The sequence below is a fragment of the Methanothrix sp. genome (assembly GCA_029907715.1).
GTDB lineage: Archaea > Halobacteriota > Methanosarcinia > Methanotrichales > Methanotrichaceae > Methanothrix_B.
The window spans coordinates 296,833-315,405 of the sequence record JARYLI010000001.1 but is presented as its reverse complement, the minus strand read 5'-3'; the positions used below and the strand labels follow the sequence as shown (position 1 = coordinate 315,405).

Annotated in this window: 22 protein-coding genes; 5 read left to right on the top strand and 17 right to left on the bottom strand. The window is 53.1% G+C overall.

Annotated elements, in window-relative coordinates; genetic code table 11:
* From QHG98_01560 to QHG98_01505, 12 genes are all read right to left on the bottom strand, one after another.
* On the bottom strand, positions 1-364 hold a 364-nt coding region (locus QHG98_01560), incomplete at its 3' end, for an acylphosphatase (protein MDH7596419.1).
* 54 nt (positions 365-418) lie between these two features.
* Positions 419-1,024: an acylphosphatase gene (locus tag QHG98_01555; GenBank protein ID MDH7596418.1), complete on the bottom strand. Its 606-nt coding sequence runs from the start codon at positions 1,022-1,024 to the stop codon at positions 419-421.
* A gap of 90 nt (positions 1,025-1,114) precedes the next feature.
* Complete coding sequence (locus QHG98_01550; GenBank protein MDH7596417.1) at positions 1,115-1,381, bottom strand: hypothetical protein; 267 nt, start codon at positions 1,379-1,381, stop codon at positions 1,115-1,117.
* 44 nt (positions 1,382-1,425) lie between these two features.
* Positions 1,426-2,010: an acylphosphatase gene (locus QHG98_01545; protein MDH7596416.1), complete on the bottom strand. Its 585-nt coding sequence runs from the start codon at positions 2,008-2,010 to the stop codon at positions 1,426-1,428.
* A 272-nt stretch (positions 2,011-2,282) separates the two neighbouring features.
* On the bottom strand, positions 2,283-2,492 hold the full coding sequence (locus tag QHG98_01540; protein ID MDH7596415.1) for a DUF86 domain-containing protein: 210 nt from the start codon (positions 2,490-2,492) through the stop codon (positions 2,283-2,285).
* 198 nt (positions 2,493-2,690) lie between these two features.
* Positions 2,691-2,822, bottom strand: a complete 132-nt coding sequence (locus QHG98_01535) for a hypothetical protein (GenBank protein MDH7596414.1) — start codon at positions 2,820-2,822, stop codon at positions 2,691-2,693.
* Positions 2,823-2,835: 13 nt separating this feature from the next.
* A complete protein-coding gene (locus QHG98_01530) occupies positions 2,836-3,678 on the bottom strand; it encodes a GNVR domain-containing protein (protein MDH7596413.1) in 843 nt (280 codons plus the stop codon).
* A gap of 69 nt (positions 3,679-3,747) precedes the next feature.
* Positions 3,748-5,685: a nucleoside-diphosphate sugar epimerase/dehydratase gene (locus QHG98_01525; GenBank protein ID MDH7596412.1), complete on the bottom strand. Its 1,938-nt coding sequence runs from the start codon at positions 5,683-5,685 to the stop codon at positions 3,748-3,750.
* On the bottom strand, positions 5,658-6,782 hold the full coding sequence (locus QHG98_01520; protein ID MDH7596411.1) for a DegT/DnrJ/EryC1/StrS family aminotransferase: 1,125 nt from the start codon (positions 6,780-6,782) through the stop codon (positions 5,658-5,660). The genes QHG98_01525 and QHG98_01520 overlap by 28 nt, the downstream gene beginning before the upstream one ends.
* 61 nt (positions 6,783-6,843) lie before the next feature.
* Complete coding sequence (locus QHG98_01515; protein ID MDH7596410.1) at positions 6,844-7,488, bottom strand: acetyltransferase; 645 nt, start codon at positions 7,486-7,488, stop codon at positions 6,844-6,846.
* Complete coding sequence (locus QHG98_01510; protein ID MDH7596409.1) at positions 7,485-8,129, bottom strand: sugar transferase; 645 nt, start codon at positions 8,127-8,129, stop codon at positions 7,485-7,487. The genes QHG98_01515 and QHG98_01510 overlap by 4 nt, the downstream gene beginning before the upstream one ends.
* A complete protein-coding gene (locus tag QHG98_01505) occupies positions 8,126-8,326 on the bottom strand; it encodes a hypothetical protein (protein MDH7596408.1) in 201 nt (66 codons plus the stop codon). The genes QHG98_01510 and QHG98_01505 overlap by 4 nt, the downstream gene beginning before the upstream one ends.
* 676 nt (positions 8,327-9,002) lie before the next feature.
* Here QHG98_01505 and QHG98_01500 point away from each other — a divergent pair.
* On the top strand, positions 9,003-9,194 hold the full coding sequence (locus QHG98_01500) for a hypothetical protein (GenBank protein ID MDH7596407.1): 192 nt from the start codon (positions 9,003-9,005) through the stop codon (positions 9,192-9,194).
* Here QHG98_01500 and QHG98_01495 read toward each other — a convergent pair.
* The gene (locus QHG98_01495; protein MDH7596406.1) at positions 9,179-10,900 is read right to left on the bottom strand and encodes a hypothetical protein; all 1,722 of its coding nucleotides are present in this window, start codon (positions 10,898-10,900) and stop codon (positions 9,179-9,181) included. The genes QHG98_01500 and QHG98_01495 overlap by 16 nt on opposite strands.
* A gap of 35 nt (positions 10,901-10,935) precedes the next feature.
* On the opposite strand from QHG98_01495, the gene QHG98_01490 reads away from it, so the two are divergent.
* The 4 genes from QHG98_01490 (at position 10,936) to QHG98_01475 (ending at position 15,382) form a co-directional block, all read left to right on the top strand.
* Entirely contained in the window at positions 10,936-11,691 is a 756-nt protein-coding gene (locus tag QHG98_01490) for an undecaprenyl-diphosphate phosphatase (protein ID MDH7596405.1), read from the top strand.
* A 206-nt stretch (positions 11,692-11,897) separates the two neighbouring features.
* A complete protein-coding gene (locus tag QHG98_01485) occupies positions 11,898-13,703 on the top strand; it encodes a glycosyltransferase family 39 protein (protein ID MDH7596404.1) in 1,806 nt (601 codons plus the stop codon).
* 18 nt (positions 13,704-13,721) lie between these two features.
* A complete protein-coding gene (locus QHG98_01480) occupies positions 13,722-14,453 on the top strand; it encodes a DUF1616 domain-containing protein (protein MDH7596403.1) in 732 nt (243 codons plus the stop codon).
* Between the two features lie 29 nt (positions 14,454-14,482).
* Positions 14,483-15,382 carry a lysylphosphatidylglycerol synthase transmembrane domain-containing protein gene (locus QHG98_01475; GenBank protein MDH7596402.1) on the top strand — a complete coding sequence of 300 codons (900 nt, stop codon included), beginning with the start codon at positions 14,483-14,485 and terminating at the stop codon, positions 15,380-15,382.
* A gap of 44 nt (positions 15,383-15,426) precedes the next feature.
* Here QHG98_01475 and QHG98_01470 read toward each other — a convergent pair whose 3' ends face one another.
* The 4 genes from QHG98_01470 to QHG98_01455 all read right to left on the bottom strand — a co-directional run bounded on the left by QHG98_01470 (position 15,427) and on the right by QHG98_01455 (position 18,571).
* On the bottom strand, positions 15,427-16,326 hold the full coding sequence (locus QHG98_01470) for an NAD-dependent epimerase/dehydratase family protein (GenBank protein ID MDH7596401.1): 900 nt from the start codon (positions 16,324-16,326) through the stop codon (positions 15,427-15,429).
* Between the two features lie 26 nt (positions 16,327-16,352).
* Positions 16,353-16,679, bottom strand: coding sequence for an adhesin (locus QHG98_01465; GenBank protein MDH7596400.1), 327 nt, complete (start codon positions 16,677-16,679; stop codon positions 16,353-16,355).
* A 77-nt stretch (positions 16,680-16,756) separates the two neighbouring features.
* Positions 16,757-17,638, bottom strand: a complete 882-nt coding sequence (locus tag QHG98_01460) for a hypothetical protein (GenBank protein ID MDH7596399.1) — start codon at positions 17,636-17,638, stop codon at positions 16,757-16,759.
* 30 nt (positions 17,639-17,668) lie between these two features.
* A complete protein-coding gene (locus QHG98_01455; GenBank protein MDH7596398.1) occupies positions 17,669-18,571 on the bottom strand; it encodes a hypothetical protein in 903 nt (300 codons plus the stop codon).
* Positions 18,572-18,573 lie beyond the last annotated feature (2 nt).

Sequence of the window (18,573 nt, the reverse complement as noted above, 5' to 3'; positions counted from 1 at the left end):
TCACAGCAAGATTCTGCTCGCCCAGCTCGACGCTTCTCTGGAGATACCTTATCGCGACATCGAACCTCTCGCCGAGCTCCTCCTGCCAGTCGCCTCTCAGGATCCTGAAGTACTGGAACTCACCTGTCGCATCCGCCCATCTCACTTCAAGCTCCTCGACTCTGATCGGCCTCTCCTGGATGTTCACGGCATTCACGAACTCCTTCAGGACATCCTCCTCCCCCTCGGCGACGATCCTCACATCATATGGTTCCACGTTCTGGACAATGCCGGAAACGCCGAGCCTCCTGGCGATGTTCTGGACAGCATCCCGGTAGCCGACCCTCTGGACGTCCCCCTTAGCGATGATCTCAACACGACGCATATCAGTCACGCATCTTGTCGCTGTTCATACAAATAACTGATCGCACTGGACAGGTCAGATGCAGCTGCCCCCGAGCTCCCTTATTGCCCTCTTGATCTCCGCAATCTCTCCCTCGATCCGGGCGAACCGTTTGTCCATGTGCTCACGGAGATCGGATCTCATCCCTCGAAGCTCCTCGATAGTCTCGTCCTGCTTCTCCAGCATCGCATCTTGTTTCTCGAGCATCTGATCTTGTTTCTCGAGCATCTGATCCTGCTTCTCGAGCATCATCCTTCCAATGGACAGGTTCCCCCTGCCCACAGCAAGATTCTGCTCGCCCAGCTCGATGCTTCTCTGGAGATACCTTATCGCGACATCGAACCTCTCGCCGAGCTCTTCCTGCCAGTCGCCTCTCAGGATCCTGAAGTACTGGAACTCACCTGTCGCATCCGCCCATCTCACTTCAAGCTCCTCGACTCTGATCGGCCTCTCCTGGATGTTCACGGCATTCACGAACTCCTTCAGGACATCCTCCTCCCCCTCGGCGACGATCCTCACATCATATGGTTCCACGTTCTGGACAATGCCGGAAACGCCGAGCCTCCTGGCGATGTTCTGGACCGCATCCCGGTAGCCGACCCTCTGGACGTCCCCCTTAGCGATGATCTCAACACGACGCATATCTATCACACATATTCTAGCTCTTCATACAAATAGCTGACCTGAGGCGTCTGAGCAAGCTCCATGAGCGCGCTCAGTCCGTAAGCTCCTTTATCGTGCAGTCTCGTGCTGAAGCTTCAACGAAGTATAACGATCACGAAGATCCCTGAGCGCCCCGCCCCAGTCGATCCCGGGCTTCCGCTCTGGCCCCCTTTGCATTCTTTTCCAGAAAAAACTCCACAAAGTCCAGCTCCTCTTCGAAGCACAGAGGAACAGCTGCTCGATCATCTCCTTCAGGGCCTGAAGGTCTCCCTCCTCTGCGTCCGGATCCAAATCTTCCCAGAAGACCAGATCGCTGTAAGCATCCCTTTCCACCATCCTATCTGGTATGCCGATTCAGACAGATGGTACAAGCATCGCGCTCAGACGCAGCTGCCCCCGAGCTCCCTTATCACCCTCTTGATCTCAGCGATCTCTCCCTCGATCCGGGCGAACCTCTTCTCCATGTGCTCCTTGAGATCAGACCTCACTCCCCTGAGCTCCTCCACAGTCTCGTCCTGTTTCTCGAGCATCGCATCCTGCTTTTCAAGCATTCGATCCTGCTTCTCGAGCATGAGATCCTGCTTTTCAAGCATGCGGTCCTGTTTCTCGAGCATCTGATCCTGTTTTGCTTCTATTCTCAGGATTGACTCGACGCCCTTGGAGAGCTGGATGGCCTGAAACCTTATGGCGAATCTGGTGAGCTTCTCGACACGACCATCGTACTCCTCGAAGGATATGTCTGAGACTTCAGCAGCCTTCGGCCAGCTGGATCTGATGAATGCCATGAAGGACGAAACCTGCCTATCATCTCCCTCGAAGAGGACCCCGACAAGCTGGAGACCATTCTCCCTGAGATTCCGCGCGGAGAAACCATCCATGCACAGGCCGTCGGCCTCGGAAAAAAGATGGTTGCGGTAACCCACTCCGTGAACCCTCTGGCCCCGTATCAGCGCCCTTACCTTCATCGTGATTATCACTTCATAGATCCTATTAATATGTGTTCCGGAAGACGCCCGAAGAGCAGGACGATTCCCTGGGCTTAGAGCAAGAATGCCGGAAAGTTATGCTGGCACCTTCAACCTGTGAACAGCCAGCGAACTCTCCCGCACTCTAAGAAAATATCCCGGACAAAAATATCAGTCCTGCTGGGGTATGCTCCTCCAATCTCTGAACGGTTTTCCCCTACCTCAGGAGGTTCTGCAAAGCCACAGCTCAGGCTGAGCCTTACGGCTTCTGCTCAGCCACGCCGCTCTTCAGCGAGCACATTCAGCACCTCCTTTCTGAAGGTATCAAAGTCGTTTAGATGCCCGGTCACCATCTCATAGACTATCCGATCATCCACGTACCCGTATCTGCGAACCAGTATGTTGCGGAATCCCTTCATCCGCTTCGCTCTCTCCACCACCTCTCTGGAGAGAACCCCAGAACTTGCGAGCTTTTCAAACAGGTCCTCATCTGCTGCCAGTCCCAGCCTGAGGCATGCAACCAGAATGAGCTATATAGAATAGTCTCGATCGAGATCTGGAGAAGACGCTCACATGCTCTCCTTTTCCCGATCCTCATACAATCCTCGAAGCTTGCAGGCGCGATCTCTCGCATCTCGCCCGGATATCCCTCAAGCTCATCGATCTTCGCGAGTACCCGCTCACGGTCCAGCACGCGCGGCCTCCTCCAGGTACTCACGGTATATGTGCTTGAAGTCCTCGTACGCCTGAGCGGTCCGGAAGGCGAACTCGTAGAGCTCATCGATCTCCCTGCAGAAGCGCACCCACCACATGCGACACCCTCTGTTACTCTCCTGTGCGCTGCTCCTCTCTTCTGAGAGCCACCCTCAGGAATGCTGCGAATACGCCGAGCATCAGCCCGAGCATGCCTGCGACAATGACGATGAGGGCCCTTCGGGGCTTTACAGGTTCGGCGGGCTCAACCGGAGCATCCACGATTTCCACGGGTTTCATGAGCCTGAGCTGCTTCTGGAGATTCATGGAACGATCCATCAGGCTCAGCCGCTGAGATTCCGCATTCTGCAGGTAATCCAGCTTGTATGAAAGCAACAGGTTCTTCTCCAGCTGAGATACGCCCGTGGCGCCCTCGATCTCCTTCATCGCCTGGTGAGTCTGGTTGATGCTCTCCTCCACAGAATCCAGAAGCTGGTTGGTGGCTGAGAGCTGCTCCAGCAGGAGACCCCTCTGCTCAGTGTAGCTCTGGTTGCTCCTGTCTTCGAATAAGCTGACCATCTCCCGCAGGATCCGCTTCCCCTCTTCTGGATCCGTGGTCTCCATGGAGATGCTGAGTAGGCGGTCTGAACCCTTAACAGGCTCAATCCTAATCCTATCCTTAAATTCGGCGAGCTCGCCAGGAGAGAGGCTGAGGTTGAGCCGGGAGAGAAGGTCGAGAACAAACGCATCACTCGTCAGGATCTCAGATGCCCCAGACTGAGTCGTGTATACCGGATCCCCGAAGTTCCCGAGAGCGACGAGGCACGATGCCCTGTAGACCGATGGCATCATGATGCTCACCGCGCCTGCAGCCACCACCGCGATCAGGAAAATGCCCACTACCAGGAACCTGTTCTCCCACAGCACACGGATTATGTCACGCAGATCTATCTCGTCATCCATTCTCTCATCCATTCAGACCACCATCAGAGGTACGCATAAATGCTCAGCATCGCCACCACAGCCTCCACACCCTTGTTAAGTTTATGCAACTTTGCCAATATGTTCCACATGCATCCTGTCTTGCATATTATGACCATAAATAATCTCCATCAGCGCTTTTTTTATTGTGTCTCTCCCAGCTTCCTTCTTGACAACATCTTTCAGAATCTCCAGCCTGTTTTGCAATACGTCTTTAGGCAGACTGTTGCCCATCTTAGCGATGTATATCTGCCTGTGTGTGGTGGCAGATACACCCTCTTCCGCAGTAAGCAGATCTTCGCGCAGCCTTTCGCCTGGTCTGATTCCGGTAAAGACTATCGGTATATCCCTGTCTGGCTCGAGACCATGGAATCGTATCAATTCTCTTGCTATATCCAGGATCTTTACCGGTTTGCCCATATCGAGAACGAAAACCTCTCCGGTTCTGCCCATAGCTCCAGCTTGAAGAACGAGCAGGACTGCCTCAGGTATGGTCATGAAGTAACGCTCCATATCCGGATGAGTAACCGTCACAGGACCTCCACGACGTATCTGTTCTATAAAAGTGGGAATCACACTTCCACGGCTACCAAGCACATTTCCAAACCTGACAGCTATACAGCGGGTGGTTTTTCCGTTTCCTGAAGTCAACGTGACTACTTCAGCAACGCGTTTTGTCATTCCCATTATCGAGACAGGATTGACTGCTTTGTCCGTGGAGATCAGCACAAATGCCTCCGCACCCGCTTTATGCGTCTCTTCTATCAAAACTTTCGTGCCAAAAACGTTTGTTTTTACAGCCTCTTCGGGATAGGCCTCCATCATTGGCACATGTTTGTAAGCAGCCGCATGAAAGACAACCTCAGGATGTTCCCTCTGAAAGACTGAGTGCATTTTATCTCTGTCGCGTATATCACCCACAATTATTTTAATTGTCCTGTCTGGAAATAAATTCCTGAGGTTATTCTCAAGATTGAATAGACCGGTCTCATCAAAATCCAGCGCCAAAAGCTCAGTTGGCTGAAACCTTAGCACCTGCCTGCAGAGCTCAGAGCCTATCGATCCTGCAGCACCAGTCACAAGGACCTTCTTTCCCTTCAAAAAGTGCTCAACAGCTTTGAGATCTACAGAGACAGGCTCACGTGGTAGAACATCTTCCGGCCGCACCTCTCGGATATCTGAGACTCTTAATTGTCCTGCATAAAGTTCGCTAAGGAATGGAACAGTTTTGATATCAGTTATCCCACTTCTTCTGGCGACATCAACCGTCTTCTTGATCACCCGAGATGGTGCTGAGGGCATGGCTATCAGAACCGTCTCGACACTGTGTAATTTGACGATTGCAGGAAGACTGCTTATCGGTCCGAGAACAGGAACACCATGGATGGAAAGCCCCTGCTTATTCTGGTCGTCATCAAGAAAGCCAACTGGCCAATAAATGACACCACCATCCTGCAAGAGAGCTCGAACGACCATTTCCCCGGCTGTTCCGGCACCAACAATAATGGCTCTTCGGCTGTTTGGAGGTGATGTCCGCAAGGATCGCAAAAATCGAACGCTTCGCTTCCCAAGGCGAACTCCCATCATCCCAATAAGCGTGAAAGCAAAATCAATAACAATTACAGACCTTGGAAATCCAGACAGGGCTGTCCACGTGCGAAACATGAAAAGCATAGCGGCGAGAGATAGCGACGCGACAGCAGAAGCAAAAGCTGTATTCAACAACTCTTCAAGACCTATATGTCTCCAGATGAAACGGTAAATGCGAAAGACATGGAAGATAGAAAGCTTGATTAATAGCACAAGCGGCAGAGTCAGAGTCATCATGTTATAATACTTTTGAGGTATTGCTCCATCGAATCTAGACCAAAAAGCCATATACATTGAAATTATAATCAAAATTGAATCAACTAAGGTAAATGCTGCCTTTCGATGATATCCGACCCACCTGTAACAGCCGCTGAGAATATGGTTCAGGCTTTTAGCAGGGATCTCACGCATCTGCTCAATACCTCCACTACTTCATCCACCTCATCTTCAGAGAGATTGCTGTGAAATGGCAGCGCCATGGTCCTGCCAGCGACAGATTCTGTGACAGGCAGCATCCCTTCATGTGTGCCCAAAAGCTCACGAATGTATCCCTGCAGATGCACCGGAGAGAAGTAGCCCCTGGAGGGGATACCCTCCCTCATCATGGCCTGCATGACCGCATCCCGGCTCAGCCCTTCAGACAGTGTGATTGTGTACACAAACCAGCTCTTCCGCACATTTGGTCTAACAGCAGGCGTTCGTACCCACTCCAGACCTGAGAGTCGACTGGTGTACATTCGGGCAACACGCTCCCTTTTGGCCAGTATATCCTCCAAACGCCTGAGCTGTGAGATACCAAGAGCTGCAGACATCTCAGTCATTCGATAATTGTAGCCCAGGCGTTCGTGCTCAAGCCAAGATCCCATCTCCCCCCTCCCCTGGTTGCGCAGGCTACGGCAAATTTTAGCAATATTTGGATTGTTGGTTACAATCATACCCCCCTCGCCTGTTGTGATTTGCTTGTTTGGATAGAATGCAAACGCTGCAGCATCGCCGAATTGTCCAAGGCTTTTATCGTTGTATCTAGCACCGAGGGCCTCGCATGAATCGTCTATAACCCTGAGATCGTAATCCATGGAGATTCTCATTAGAGCGTCCCAGTCAGCCGGATGGCCGAAGACGTCAACCGCCATGATTGCCTTTGTCAGGGGTGTGATCTTCTGCTCAAGATCTTCGGGATCCAAATTGTATGTGTCCGGTTCGATATCCACGAACACCGGCTTAGCCCCTTCATAGAGAATGGCATTGACGCTTGCGATAAATGTGAATGATGGAACAAGGACCTCATCTCCAGGTCCGATACCGAGGGATTTGACGATAAGATGCAAAGCAGCCGTACCTGAGCTTACTGCAACTGCATGGTCTGTGCCTGTGTACTCTGCGATTAACCTCTCGAACTCCTCTGTCTTAGGGCCGAGGGCTAAACGACCAGATCTCACGACATTTGCTACTACCTCAACATCATCTTCTGTAATATCAGGCGCGGACATTGGTACACGTTCCTGCATCTAGATCATCACATCCTGTAGCCTTTTATTTTTATATATAGCATAAAATGCTGTGGAAGTTTTAAATGATTTTCTCGGCCTCAGTTTGAGCACCTCTGATAATCCTTGCTGGAACGCCTGCAACAGTGGTATAGCTTGGAACATCTTGTATGACCACCCCTCCAGCGCCCACGCTGGCCCATTCTCCGACATGTATGCCTGGAATTATAACGCCTCCGATTCCAACAAAGCTTCCAATTCCTAAGAAAATATTTCCACCCAGATTAACTCCTGGTGCAACATGTACAAAATCACCCAATGTGCAGTCGTGGTCGATAGTCGCTCCAGTATTGATTATGCAATGAGCACCGATACGAACATTTGGCTGAATCATCGCTCCAGCAAGAACGATAGTTCCTGGCCCAAGCTGTACAGAGCTGTGAACCCAAGCCCGAGGATGCACAGCGGTTATCCACCTCCAGCCTTTGAGAAGATGAGCCAAACGTAATCGCATACGGTTATCTCCCACAGCAATGACACCAGCAGAACCGCTACCGCTAATCTTGGCTCCTTCGCTGACAGGACCCACTATTTTAATGCCAAGTATCTCATCTCCCCACTTTTCGGACCGGTCGTCGAAAATTCCCTCTATAGTCATACCTAGCTCAAGCAGTGTTCCAACAACAACTTTCGCATGCCCGCCACCTCCAAAAACATAGATCTTCATCGTCTTTCACCTGCAAACCGTGGCATAGTCTCATGCCCAGGAAAAGAGACGCCTTCTCTCTTAAGAACCATCCAAATAGTAAGAGCAAGTATTCTAAGATCTAGCCATAGATTGTGGTTATCCACGTACCAAATATCTAACCTGAACTTCTCTTCCCAGTCAAGCATATTACGCCCATGGACAAGGGCCCACCCCGTAATTCCAGGCTTTACTTCATGTCTGCGTGCCTGCTCGGCTGTATATAATGGAATATACTCCATCAGAAGAGGCCGTGGGCCCACCAGGCTCATATCGCCTCTCAAAACGTTCCAGAGTTCTGGGATCTCATCCAAACTTAGCCTTCGAATTTGTCTTCCAATCCATGTGATGCGCTGCTCATCAGGAAGCAGGTTGCCCTGAGCATCTCGCAGTTCGAGCATGGTCCGAAACTTGTACATCACAAAGGGCCTGCCGTGTAGACCCGGCCTTACCTGCCGGAATATAACAGGAGAGCCCATCGTTAAACGGATCAGTATGGCTACTATAAGCGCAAATGGAGCTAAAAGCAAGAGCAATAAAGATGCTCCTACCAGGTCAAATATTCTTTTGAGAGCTTGAGATCTCATGAGCCTCCCATATTTGCTAATATCAGCTGCTGTCATCTCCCGCTGTGCTCCATGCCCATATATATGAGCACCATGAATAATATAGTCCATATCTCCGGCACCTTCGGCCGCCCGGGCTTGTGCATGTCCCATCCCAGAAGACCGACCTCCGGAGCCTTGCGGATCCACTTCCACGTCGCTATCCATGTCGCTGCAACGCTGACAGGAACGCTGATGTAAAGCACTTCCTCCATCCTGCTCGATTGTGCCTTCTTATGAAAACATATCAAGGTTTCGATGCTTTGCTCCTGAAGATCACAAAGCAAAACCATCCTAATGACCAGGTACCCAAAATGAATGATGCTTTTGGGAGAATGAAAGGAGAGGCTGATCCGGTACAGGGAGAAGATGAACCAAATTGAGATCGCTGAGATCATTCCCCATGCACCTCAGAGATATGCGGGGTCTTTTACACGCCTCCAACATCATCAACTCTTCCATGGATCCGACAGCCATGCTTCTGAGATATCCCCGGCAGATGGAGTACGATCACACCAACATCAGGTCTCGAGGAGATCGGAGATCTGAAAAGATCTCGCCCAGCAGCTGAGGATGTGCAACGGCCTGAGAAACCACCTGTTTCAGAGATACGACAGGCTGGTTAGAAGCTCACGCTTGATTCAGCTGATGAAGTGAAGAAAAACTTAGCTCATGGAGATCGTGTAGGGCTACCTCCAATGATAACCATTGAGGAGATCAGAAGGGATCTGCATGAAGAAGCACGAGGCTCTCATATATGATGTCACTCCGAGTTCAGGAAGCTCGGATTGGATGTTGCAGTGATAACCAGGAGCACGGAGGAGATGAACCTCGATCTCCTCCGCAGCCTCACAGGCATTGCCAGGCCTCTGTACGAGGATCTTCGAGATTATGCCACTCATGCTCAGGGCATCCGTGATGAGCGATTACGTGGTGCTCTCCGGAGATGAGCCCGAGATCCCGGGCGCTTCTACACGCACAGAAAGCCCTGGGACGACCAGAAGCTCAGATCCTGAGGGATACCTCGAGAGCTGCAGGGAGAGCATTGAGTCAATCAGATCGGTGCTTCAGCGGAACCTGTAGATCCTGGCGCCTCTGTCGTAGATGAGATCGTAATGCTCTGGAGAGAAGCTCATGTTCACCCTGGGATACGGCCCGTGATGCTCCGCAAACGGCGGCACATACCCAGGACTCCTGATGGAGACGCTCGAGACGTAGACGAGCACATTCCTGCGCCCGAGATTTTCAATGGCATCCAAAGCGGCGGGATCGTTCGGATCTCTTATCACCATATCCGGCAGGGAGTAGCTGAAACCCCCCGTGAACCTCCCCCTCGCGACCCGGATGCCTGTGATGGGGTATATCCAGGCACCAGTCTCGTCGAGGTTCACGACCACCGCATCGCTCAGGTTCTGCGCCTGGATCCACCGTATCGCCTCGTAATCCTCGCGCGGCATACCCCAGGATCCGGCGTAGCTCTCCAGCACAACCATCATCGAGATGACGCCTAGAATGATCAGGGAGAGATGAACCGCCCGTCTGAGCCTGAGATCTCCATCAATCCTCGCAAGCGCCAGCGCGCCCAGAATGCTCAGCGGCAGGTACAGCTCCAGGAGAAGCCTGTCAGGGGTTCCGATGAAGCTCAGTGGGCCGGAATCCGCGAGGAGAACCACTGCGATCACAGCAGCAGCCCAAGAAAGAGCCATCCGATCCAGACGATCATCCCTCAGTAGCGCGACGAGAGAGCCGAGAAGCGCCAGGATCGCCGGGTACCAGCGGGCGACGAAATCGCTCGCCTGGATCCTGTCGCTGAGGACAGATATCAGGTAATCGGGAGGATGCGGTATGAGATAAAGAGCAACTGCAGCCACCCCGGAGACGAGCAGGATCTGCTGGTGAATCCTCCTGAACCGGCGGAGGTTCGATGCTGCAGCCCATGATGAGAGAACGGCGATGGCGATGGCGAGCACCCGCGCGTGTGCGAGCAGCGCGCCCAGAAGCATGAAGGGCAGAGCCCGCATCTCAGCAATGCAGGAGAGAACGGACGCGACGAGGAGCATCTCCGCGGTCGCTGTCGGATAACCTCCCCAGATGAGATGGCTGTAGTGCGCCGGAAAGAGAAACGTCGCGAGCACAGCCGCATGCATCGCTGCCTCTGCTCTCATCTCCCTCACGATCGAGTAGAGAAGTAGCGGCGTGACGGATGTGATCACAACCGGAAGGACCTGTATCACATCCAGAACAGGGAACATCCTGGCCCAGAGGTAAGCGTAGTGGTGAAAGCCCTTGGGGTAGTACTCCCAGTAACTTCCGACCCGCGGCAGACCCACAGGGAGCTTCCCTCCATCGAGCAGCGTTCGAATCAGCTCGGCATGCGCCACCGCGTCCCCGCTCATCCACATCGCTATCCGGTTGAAGAACACGACTCCGATGATCAGATAGAGAGCCGCAATCCCAATCACGACGAGATCATCGCCATCGAGCCGCCCGATATCCATGCCCTTATGCAGCTCATATCCACACGCTGCGGCGCAGATGATCAGCAGGGCTGCCTGCGGGATCACGGGATCGACTCCGATAAGACCCCCTGCAATCCCTGAGATGATGAGAAGCACGCATCCCAGGGCGAAGGAGAGCGAGAGCCTCGTCAGCGCGCGTCCCCTGCAGCTCCGCAGAAACGGCAGGCCGCATGTGGTTGTGAGGAGGAGCGCAGATGCTGCGAGGATCATATCGGAGATCAGAGCATCACCAGTGGTGAAAGAGAGAGCGCGATTAAAAATCTTCCCCAAAACTGTGATATACCATCCAGCAGACCGGTGCCTGGATGGATGCATTTCAGGCTCTGGTTCTGGGCGCGCTCCAGGGGATCACCGAATGGCTGCCGGTGAGCAGCGAGGGCCAGACGATGCTGACGATGATGAGCTGGCTGGGGATGAGCCCCTCTGAAGCCCTCTCATGCTCGATATTCCTGCACACAGGCACGATGCTCGCGGTGATCGTGAGGTTCAGGCGTGAGCTGATGAGGATGAAAATGGAGTCAAATCTCATGAGAACGGTGATCGTCGCCACGCTCTGCACAGGGGTTACAGGCGTGCCCCTCTACATCCTATTCAGGGAGAGGTTCACCGGGGGCGAGCAGGCGACGCTGCTCATAGGCGCTCTTCTCATGATCACAGGACTGATGCTCAGGCTGCGCGGCTCATCCACCAGAGGCATGGAGGATATCACCACGAAGGACATGGTTATACTGGGCCTCGCACAGGGCTTATCGATACTTCCAGGGGTATCGAGATCCGGCACGACCCTGACGGCGATGCTGATGCGTGGAGTGAGGCAGGACGAAGCTCTCCTGATATCCTTCATCATAAGCGTTCCCGCTGTCATCGGCGCGATAGGGCTCGACTGCATCGCAGGATCCCCGGTATCGATTCAATCGCTGCCCGGAGCGGCAATGCTCGCCTCATCGTTCATCACAGGGTACGCGACGATGGATATCCTGATCAGATTCGCAAGGGAGGTCAGCTTCTCCTGGTTCTGCATATCCATGGGGATGGTCACGCTGGCGTTGACGATGATGTGACAGTCGGATCAGCAAAATAGTTTCGCTCTTATCCATCTGATAACTTGCCCGAAGAGGCACCAGTCACGCTGTGCGCTCGTGACGAGCGAATGAGTGCATTCAGCAACCAGTATGCATATCCTTCAAGTTGCTGAATACATAAAAGCGAATAGTTTTATCAAGTATGCTTGGAAGGTCTGAATGGTCAGACGCAACAGGATGAGAGCATGAGAGATCTGAGGATGGGCGATAATGGACTCGAGATCATGCTTTTTCTCGGAGGGCTACTCGGGCTCGCCCTGAGCAGGATTAACATACTGGCTGTGATCCTTTTCGCAGCTTGCTACTCGATTCTGGTATACCGCACCTGTCTGACAGAAAGTCCGGCTGGCCTTGCCCTCTGCAGCATTCAGTCGTCCCTCGTTCTGGCATTCCGCTTCGAGTATCTCACTTGGGGCGACCCGTGGTTTGAGTACTCGATGATACTCAAAATTATGATGAGCGGTTCCCTCTCACCTGCGCACTATCCAGACCAGCAGCCCGCGCTTCACGCTCTGATCGCGGCCGCGTCAAAATACATGCACACAGAGGCCATGCTCATCCAGAAGTTTCTAATCCCAGCGTTCAGCTCAGCTGGCATTTTATCCATGTACCTCCTCGCGAGGGAGTTCTTCGACCGCAGGATCGCCATATCAACCGGACTGCTTCTCTCAGTTGGCACCGCATATATACACTGGATATCCCAGGCAGCAACTGAATCTCTCGGCATACCCATGGCGCTGGTCGCTTTCTACCTGTCATACAGAGCTTTTTCCAGCACCCGATACCTTCCGGCCGCTCTCGTGATCATAAGCTGTCTCGCACTCACTCACCATTTGACAGCAATGATCTTCGTTGTCTGGATCAACTCATTCGCCATTGCGTATCTGCTGTTCGTGTCCAGAAGCGGTAAAGACTCCATCAGGGCTCTATCGCTCTCACTATTCGCTTTTGCGATCCCCCTCATCTGGTGGAACATGAGACTGCCGAGCATCTACAGACTGGTGGCCGGCACGATGGACAGGCTTCTTCCTGCAGCAGTCCCTGGAGACCCGGTTGTTGTGGTATCCATGATTCTGATCCTGGTATACGTATCACTCGGTTTTTTTAACAACCGCATCATACAGCTCCGAGCACACACCCATCGCCTCCAGAACCTCTCGATGCCCATCTATTACGGATTGACTGCCATCAGCATTATCTGCGCAGCTCTAGCTCTGAACTTTCTTCTCGGAAGGTCCTCTTTCGTTCTGAGCTATCCGCTCATCTTCTATGCCAACGGTCTGATGATGATAATCCTCGCCCTTGTCGGCCTGAGGGGGTTCATGAACACAGATGGATTGCCGTTTCTGGCGTGGTCTGGTGGCGTGGCAGTGCTGTTTCTGGGCAGCATCCTGAAGCTGTATTATTTTGAGGACCCGCTCAGGTTCATAGAGTTCATATACCCACCGCTGGCAGTGATCAGCGCTTACGGCTTTGTATATCTGGTCCGGAGGCGGAATGTGAAGGTTGGAGCCACCATAATGGCTCTGATATGTCTTTTCAGCCTGGTTGTGGCGTTTCCATCAACTGTTTTCTGGGGGCAGGAGTTTCCAAAGAGCGATCCAAGATATGATGCCAGGGCGTCTGTTATATACCATCCAGAGACGGAGATCATGGCGCTCGATTATCTGAGAGATCACAGGGCAGAGGGAATGCTGCATACAGACAGATATGTAGGATATGCATCTCTACAGCTCGAGAACATCACTTCAGACCTCTCAATAGATCTGCTGGAGCGAAAAAGCCTATCTTCGAGGGATATGCTGGACCCGGGCAGGTTCAAAGATTGCATTGACTTTGTTCTTGTACGCGAGAGAATGATGAGGTATGCTGAATTCGGTGAATGGCTGCTCGAGGAGAAGAAGCCACTGAGAGAGGATGAGATCGAGAAGCTTGAAAGGATGACGTCCAGGATATACGATAATGGAGAGGCCTGGATTTACAATGGATAGGAAGTGCCCGTTGTGTATGTGAAAGAGATCCCAAGGGACGCAGCTCTGACATTTATGCTGCTGTTCATCGGAGCTGCAGGCGCATACCTCGGCGTCCCGTTGGTTGCGTTTCCGATTGTCCTGATCCTCCCAGGGTATGCACTTTCGGTGGCTCTGTTCCCGCGGAAGGATGACCTCGATCCCATCGAGCGCCTGGTGATGAGCATAGGGTTGAACGTATCTTTAGTGTGTATGCTCGCTGTGGGTACGGATGCGCTGGGCATGAGCCTGTGGAATTCGCGGCTTCTAATCCACGTTGCCATTGCAACTGCAGTCTTAATGATTGTTTCCATGCTGAGAAGACGCGGAGATGAGGACGCATACGATCTGAAGCTTCCGGAGATCTGGATCAGTGTCAAACGAGCAGTTCCGATACTGTTTCTGGTCATGGCGATCGTGATCGTTCTGAGCATGGAGCAGGAGAGGCCTGTCGAACTTTACCTCACAGATCAGAATGGAGATGTGCCATCATGCTCTGAGATGTCAGATGTGAGGATTGTCGTTGCCAACCACGCCGGGAAGGCCAGCTACAGGCTGGATATCATCGGTGATGGGCGCACTCTGAGCAGCCACCAGTTCGCTCTCGATGGAGAATCGATCTGGTCGGTGAACCTCAGCTCCAAGGAGCTGAGAAACAGATCCAGGGTGGAGATCACGCTCTACAGTGACGGCGATCCGATCAGGCGGGTGCACCTCCTGACGAAATCCTGATACTCCAGCATACGTACAGCAGAGATGGAATGCGCTTCAAAAAAATCCTCCGGCTCGCGTTCGGACTGATGCTTGTGGCGGTCCTGCTCCACAGGCTCGGGCCTGTGGAGGTGGCGCGTACGATCACCTCCGCAAGGCCTGCCTGTGTTCTGATCGCCATCTCAGTTTACTCCATCACGTTTCTTATTCTCTCGACGAGATGGAGGCTGATACTTCGCGATATGGGCGGGGATATACCCCTGAGATCAGCATACCAGGCGTTCGCAGGCGGGATGGTTCTCTCTGACATCACGCCCGCCAGGATCGGGGAGCTCTCGCGCCCTCTTCTTGTGAGAGATGAGATCGAGATGAGCATGGGTCTCGCATCTGTAGTCCTGGACAGGCTCTCCGATATCCTCACGATCCTCATCCTCGGTGCATGTGGGCTGATCCTCTTCTTCCGCGAGGGGGTGACTGCAGTCACGCTGATGCTCGCGGTCGTGGCTCTGAGCTCCGCGGCGGTCCTGCGCTTCAGGAGAGCGATGGCCGGGAGGCTGAGAGGCCCGGATCGGCTGGCCCCGATAGCCATCTTTTTCGAGGCTCTCTCCGCCGTGGATGATATCAGGCTCCTGATGAGCAGATCCGTCCTCCTGACCGTCATCGCATGGATCACACACGCCATGAGGGTGTACATCCTGGCGATCTCGGTGGGCCAGGAGCCGTCGCTTCAGATGCTGTTTCTCCTGCTGCCGCTCGTCAGCGCTCTATCTCTCATACCGGTGAGCATCTCAGGCCTGGGGCTTGTCGAGGGCGGCATGGCAGCGCTGCTCGCCTCCCAGGGGATCCCGGCATCCACAGGCCTCTCGATAGCGTTCATGGACAGGATGGCCACAGTGGCGTTCCACATCGCAGCAGGCGGGCGCGCTGCCTCGAGGCTGATTTGGGATTGAATAAAAATAGTCAACCCACCGAGACCCCGCACGTCAGGAGGCGATCATGCTCTGTAGTATCTGATGAGATCGGAGATCCCGCTCTCCAGGTCGTGCTCCGCATGGAATCCGAGAATCTCCCTGGCAGCTCGGGTATCCGCCAGCGTGTGCTGCACGTAGTTCTTTATCGGGTTCTCGATGTACCTCGGCCTCATCTCAACCCCGAGCTTGCTGCCCAGGATGCGTATCACATCGTTGAAGCTGTGTGCTCTGCCTGTGCCGACGTTCAGAACTCCGTTGTGATCGGAATCCATGGCGAGCATCAGGGCGCGCACCACATCTTTGACGTATATGAAGTCCCTGGTCTGGGATCCATCCCCGTAGATGATCGGAGTCTCGTTTCTCATCATCCCCCAGAGGAACTGGGTGACCATGTTCGCGTACCGCCCCTTCGATTCCTCCTTAGGACCGTAGACTGAGAAGAACCTCATACCCAGGGAGCTCACGCCGTAGAGCTTCCTGTAGAGCTCTGCGATCCGCTCCATCGCGAGCCTCGCCTCTGTGTAGTAATCAGTGACCCTTATCACCATATCCTCGCGGTGCGGCGGCTCCAGGCCATTGTACAAGGAGGATGTGGACGCGTAGACGACCCTGGCGCCGCACCTGCGCGCGAGCTCCATCACCGCGATGAAACCGTTCACCGCCTCGCCCACAAGAAGCGGGTTCTCTTTGTACATAGGAGACGATGAGGGTATTCCCAGATGAAATATCATGTCAGCATTTACATCAAGCCGCGGGATGTCGTTGCAGCTCATCGTCACTATCTCTACATCCAGACCCTCCAGGTTCCTCAGGCTCCCGGTCTGGAGGTTGTCCAGAACGATGACATCCTCGCCACCCCTCACAAGCTCCTCGACCAGGTTGGAGCCTATGAATCCAGCACCTCCGGTGACAAGAGCGGTCAATCAAACCACCCGTGTCCTGTCACAGATCAGTGGCATCCGCAGCCGTAGTCGTGCTCGTGATGGCCGCATCCGCAGGACTCGTCCCCGGGACCGTAGATTATGAAGCCCCTGCCGATCTCAGGGTCGTCGATGAAGTCGATTATCGTCTCGCTCAGTATCTCCGCATCCTCAGGGCTCATGTGTATCGTTATCCCGTTGCTCTCGAAGAGCACATCATTCTCAGATGGATCTGTAACAGCAAGACCGTAGTTCGCGCCTGTCTCATCGACAGCTGCGAGAAACATCCTCACGACCTTTCCCGGAACGAGATGCTCCTTCATGACCATCGCGGCCGCATCTGTAATCTCGATCATATTATATCAGGAAGGAATCTGAGGGAAGGTGTATATTAATACATCACCCATCAAACCCCATGGAAAATTTCTATCCGTTAAAAGACGTCGCAGCTGAAGATCTCATCCACATCCAAACCAGAGAGTTTGCTGTCATCCCGGTAAAGATCCGCACTGGTGCAGCATGGCAGGTAATCCTCCCTCCTGCCGGAAATGTCCGGATAGGTGTAGTTAAGCTGGGTGGTGACAACCTTTTTCATCTTGAATTTCCCGATGTACGCCTCATCGATAAATGCATCATCTGAGACAAAGGAGAAGCCAGAGTACAGATCTGACGTAGACGTGAGTGCGAATGCGATGCCTCTCTTCTCAAAGACTGCCTGGAGGGATCTTGCAGGTGTCACATCCGCGAAAACATATGCTTGTGGTGCCAGTATACCGACACTCGCAACGGATTTCAGCAGATCGGTCGCATGATAACTTGTGGATATCGTTTTGTCGTCATTCATGTACACGTTTTTTGCGTACATGCCCTTTCCCTTATAAAGGATGCTCTGCTTGCTGTAAACATTTGTCGGCAGGCTTTCGTTGATCTTGACAGTGTATCTATCCTGGCCTTTTATGGGGATATAGCGGCTCTCGTTTATCACCACCTCGTTGATCTCTATCCAGTCGACCTGACTTGATAGACTGAGCAGATCGCTCATGACCAGCCGGCCCTGGCCGCCATGTGATGCCTCATTCAGACCTATTTTGGCAAACCCATCGACAGATACGTGCCTCGAGAAGTTACCGTTCCCTGTGACCCTAGTCTCAGCACCAAAGAAGAGAGGAATTGTGCTCTGGCACCGGCTCCACGAGGACGACATGGTGGAGTTGCTCACAGTGACGTCTATGCAGTACCCCACCCTCGCATCGCACAGTGGGAGCGCGGGGATGAGCAGAAGTGAGACCACCAGAGCTACATTCAGTTTCCTCAAATAAATTTGGCTCCTGACATCCTTATGTCATTATTCTATCGTGTATGACATATATAGGTTTTGTGACACGCCGGCTCTCAGGAGCAGATCTATCATCCTGTTGAAGTCCGGATCATCGAAGAGACCAGTGCCCTCGGACTGGATGGACTCGTCCAGCATCAGTGGATATATGTGCCTGTGCACATTTTTTGGCGGCAGCTCGGAGCTGGTACCGAAGATGTTCAAATCCATCTGGGCGTTTCCAGCTGAGGTCCCCACCATGATCTGTGATACCCCGGAACCACCAGACTGACCGCCTGCAGCGACGGCCCATGAGTATGATGCAGGCCTGAGCCCCTCATCCCTCACAAAATCGATACGAAGATCCTGGCTGACATACCTGCCACCATGCCACAGTTTCACACTGTGGGGTATAACATCCACCTCGTTATCCCCAGTCAGGGGACCATAGCCCCACCCGGAGTGAAAGGCCGCTGCAGGTGACGCGATTACCGACGAGCTGTAGTGCTCATTTCCGATCTCGGCGCTCTCCTCAACCCTGCTTGATCTGCTGTAGCTTGAGGCGCTCAGCTCTCCGGTGGCGAACTCGTGGTCAAAGGAGACGAAGTTCGCCATTCCTGTGGCTGCAGACCTCGACCCCTTTATCCCGCGCCCCTTCGATTCGACACTCGAACCGAAGCTACCCTCTGCAGAACGTGCGTTGATCACGCTTCTTATGGCGCTGTCTCCGTCCAGGTAAGCAGAGAAATCAGCAGATTCGTAAACGATGAATGGAGATATGGAGATATCGTTTGTGTACTCGATACCCTTCATTGAGAGGGACTCGTATATCTCCCCTGTGCTTGTGTAAAGCTGTCTGTTTATCGTGACGTCAGCTGAGCTGGGAATTATGCTCATGATGATCAGAAAAAGAAAAACAGCTGCAGACCTCATCG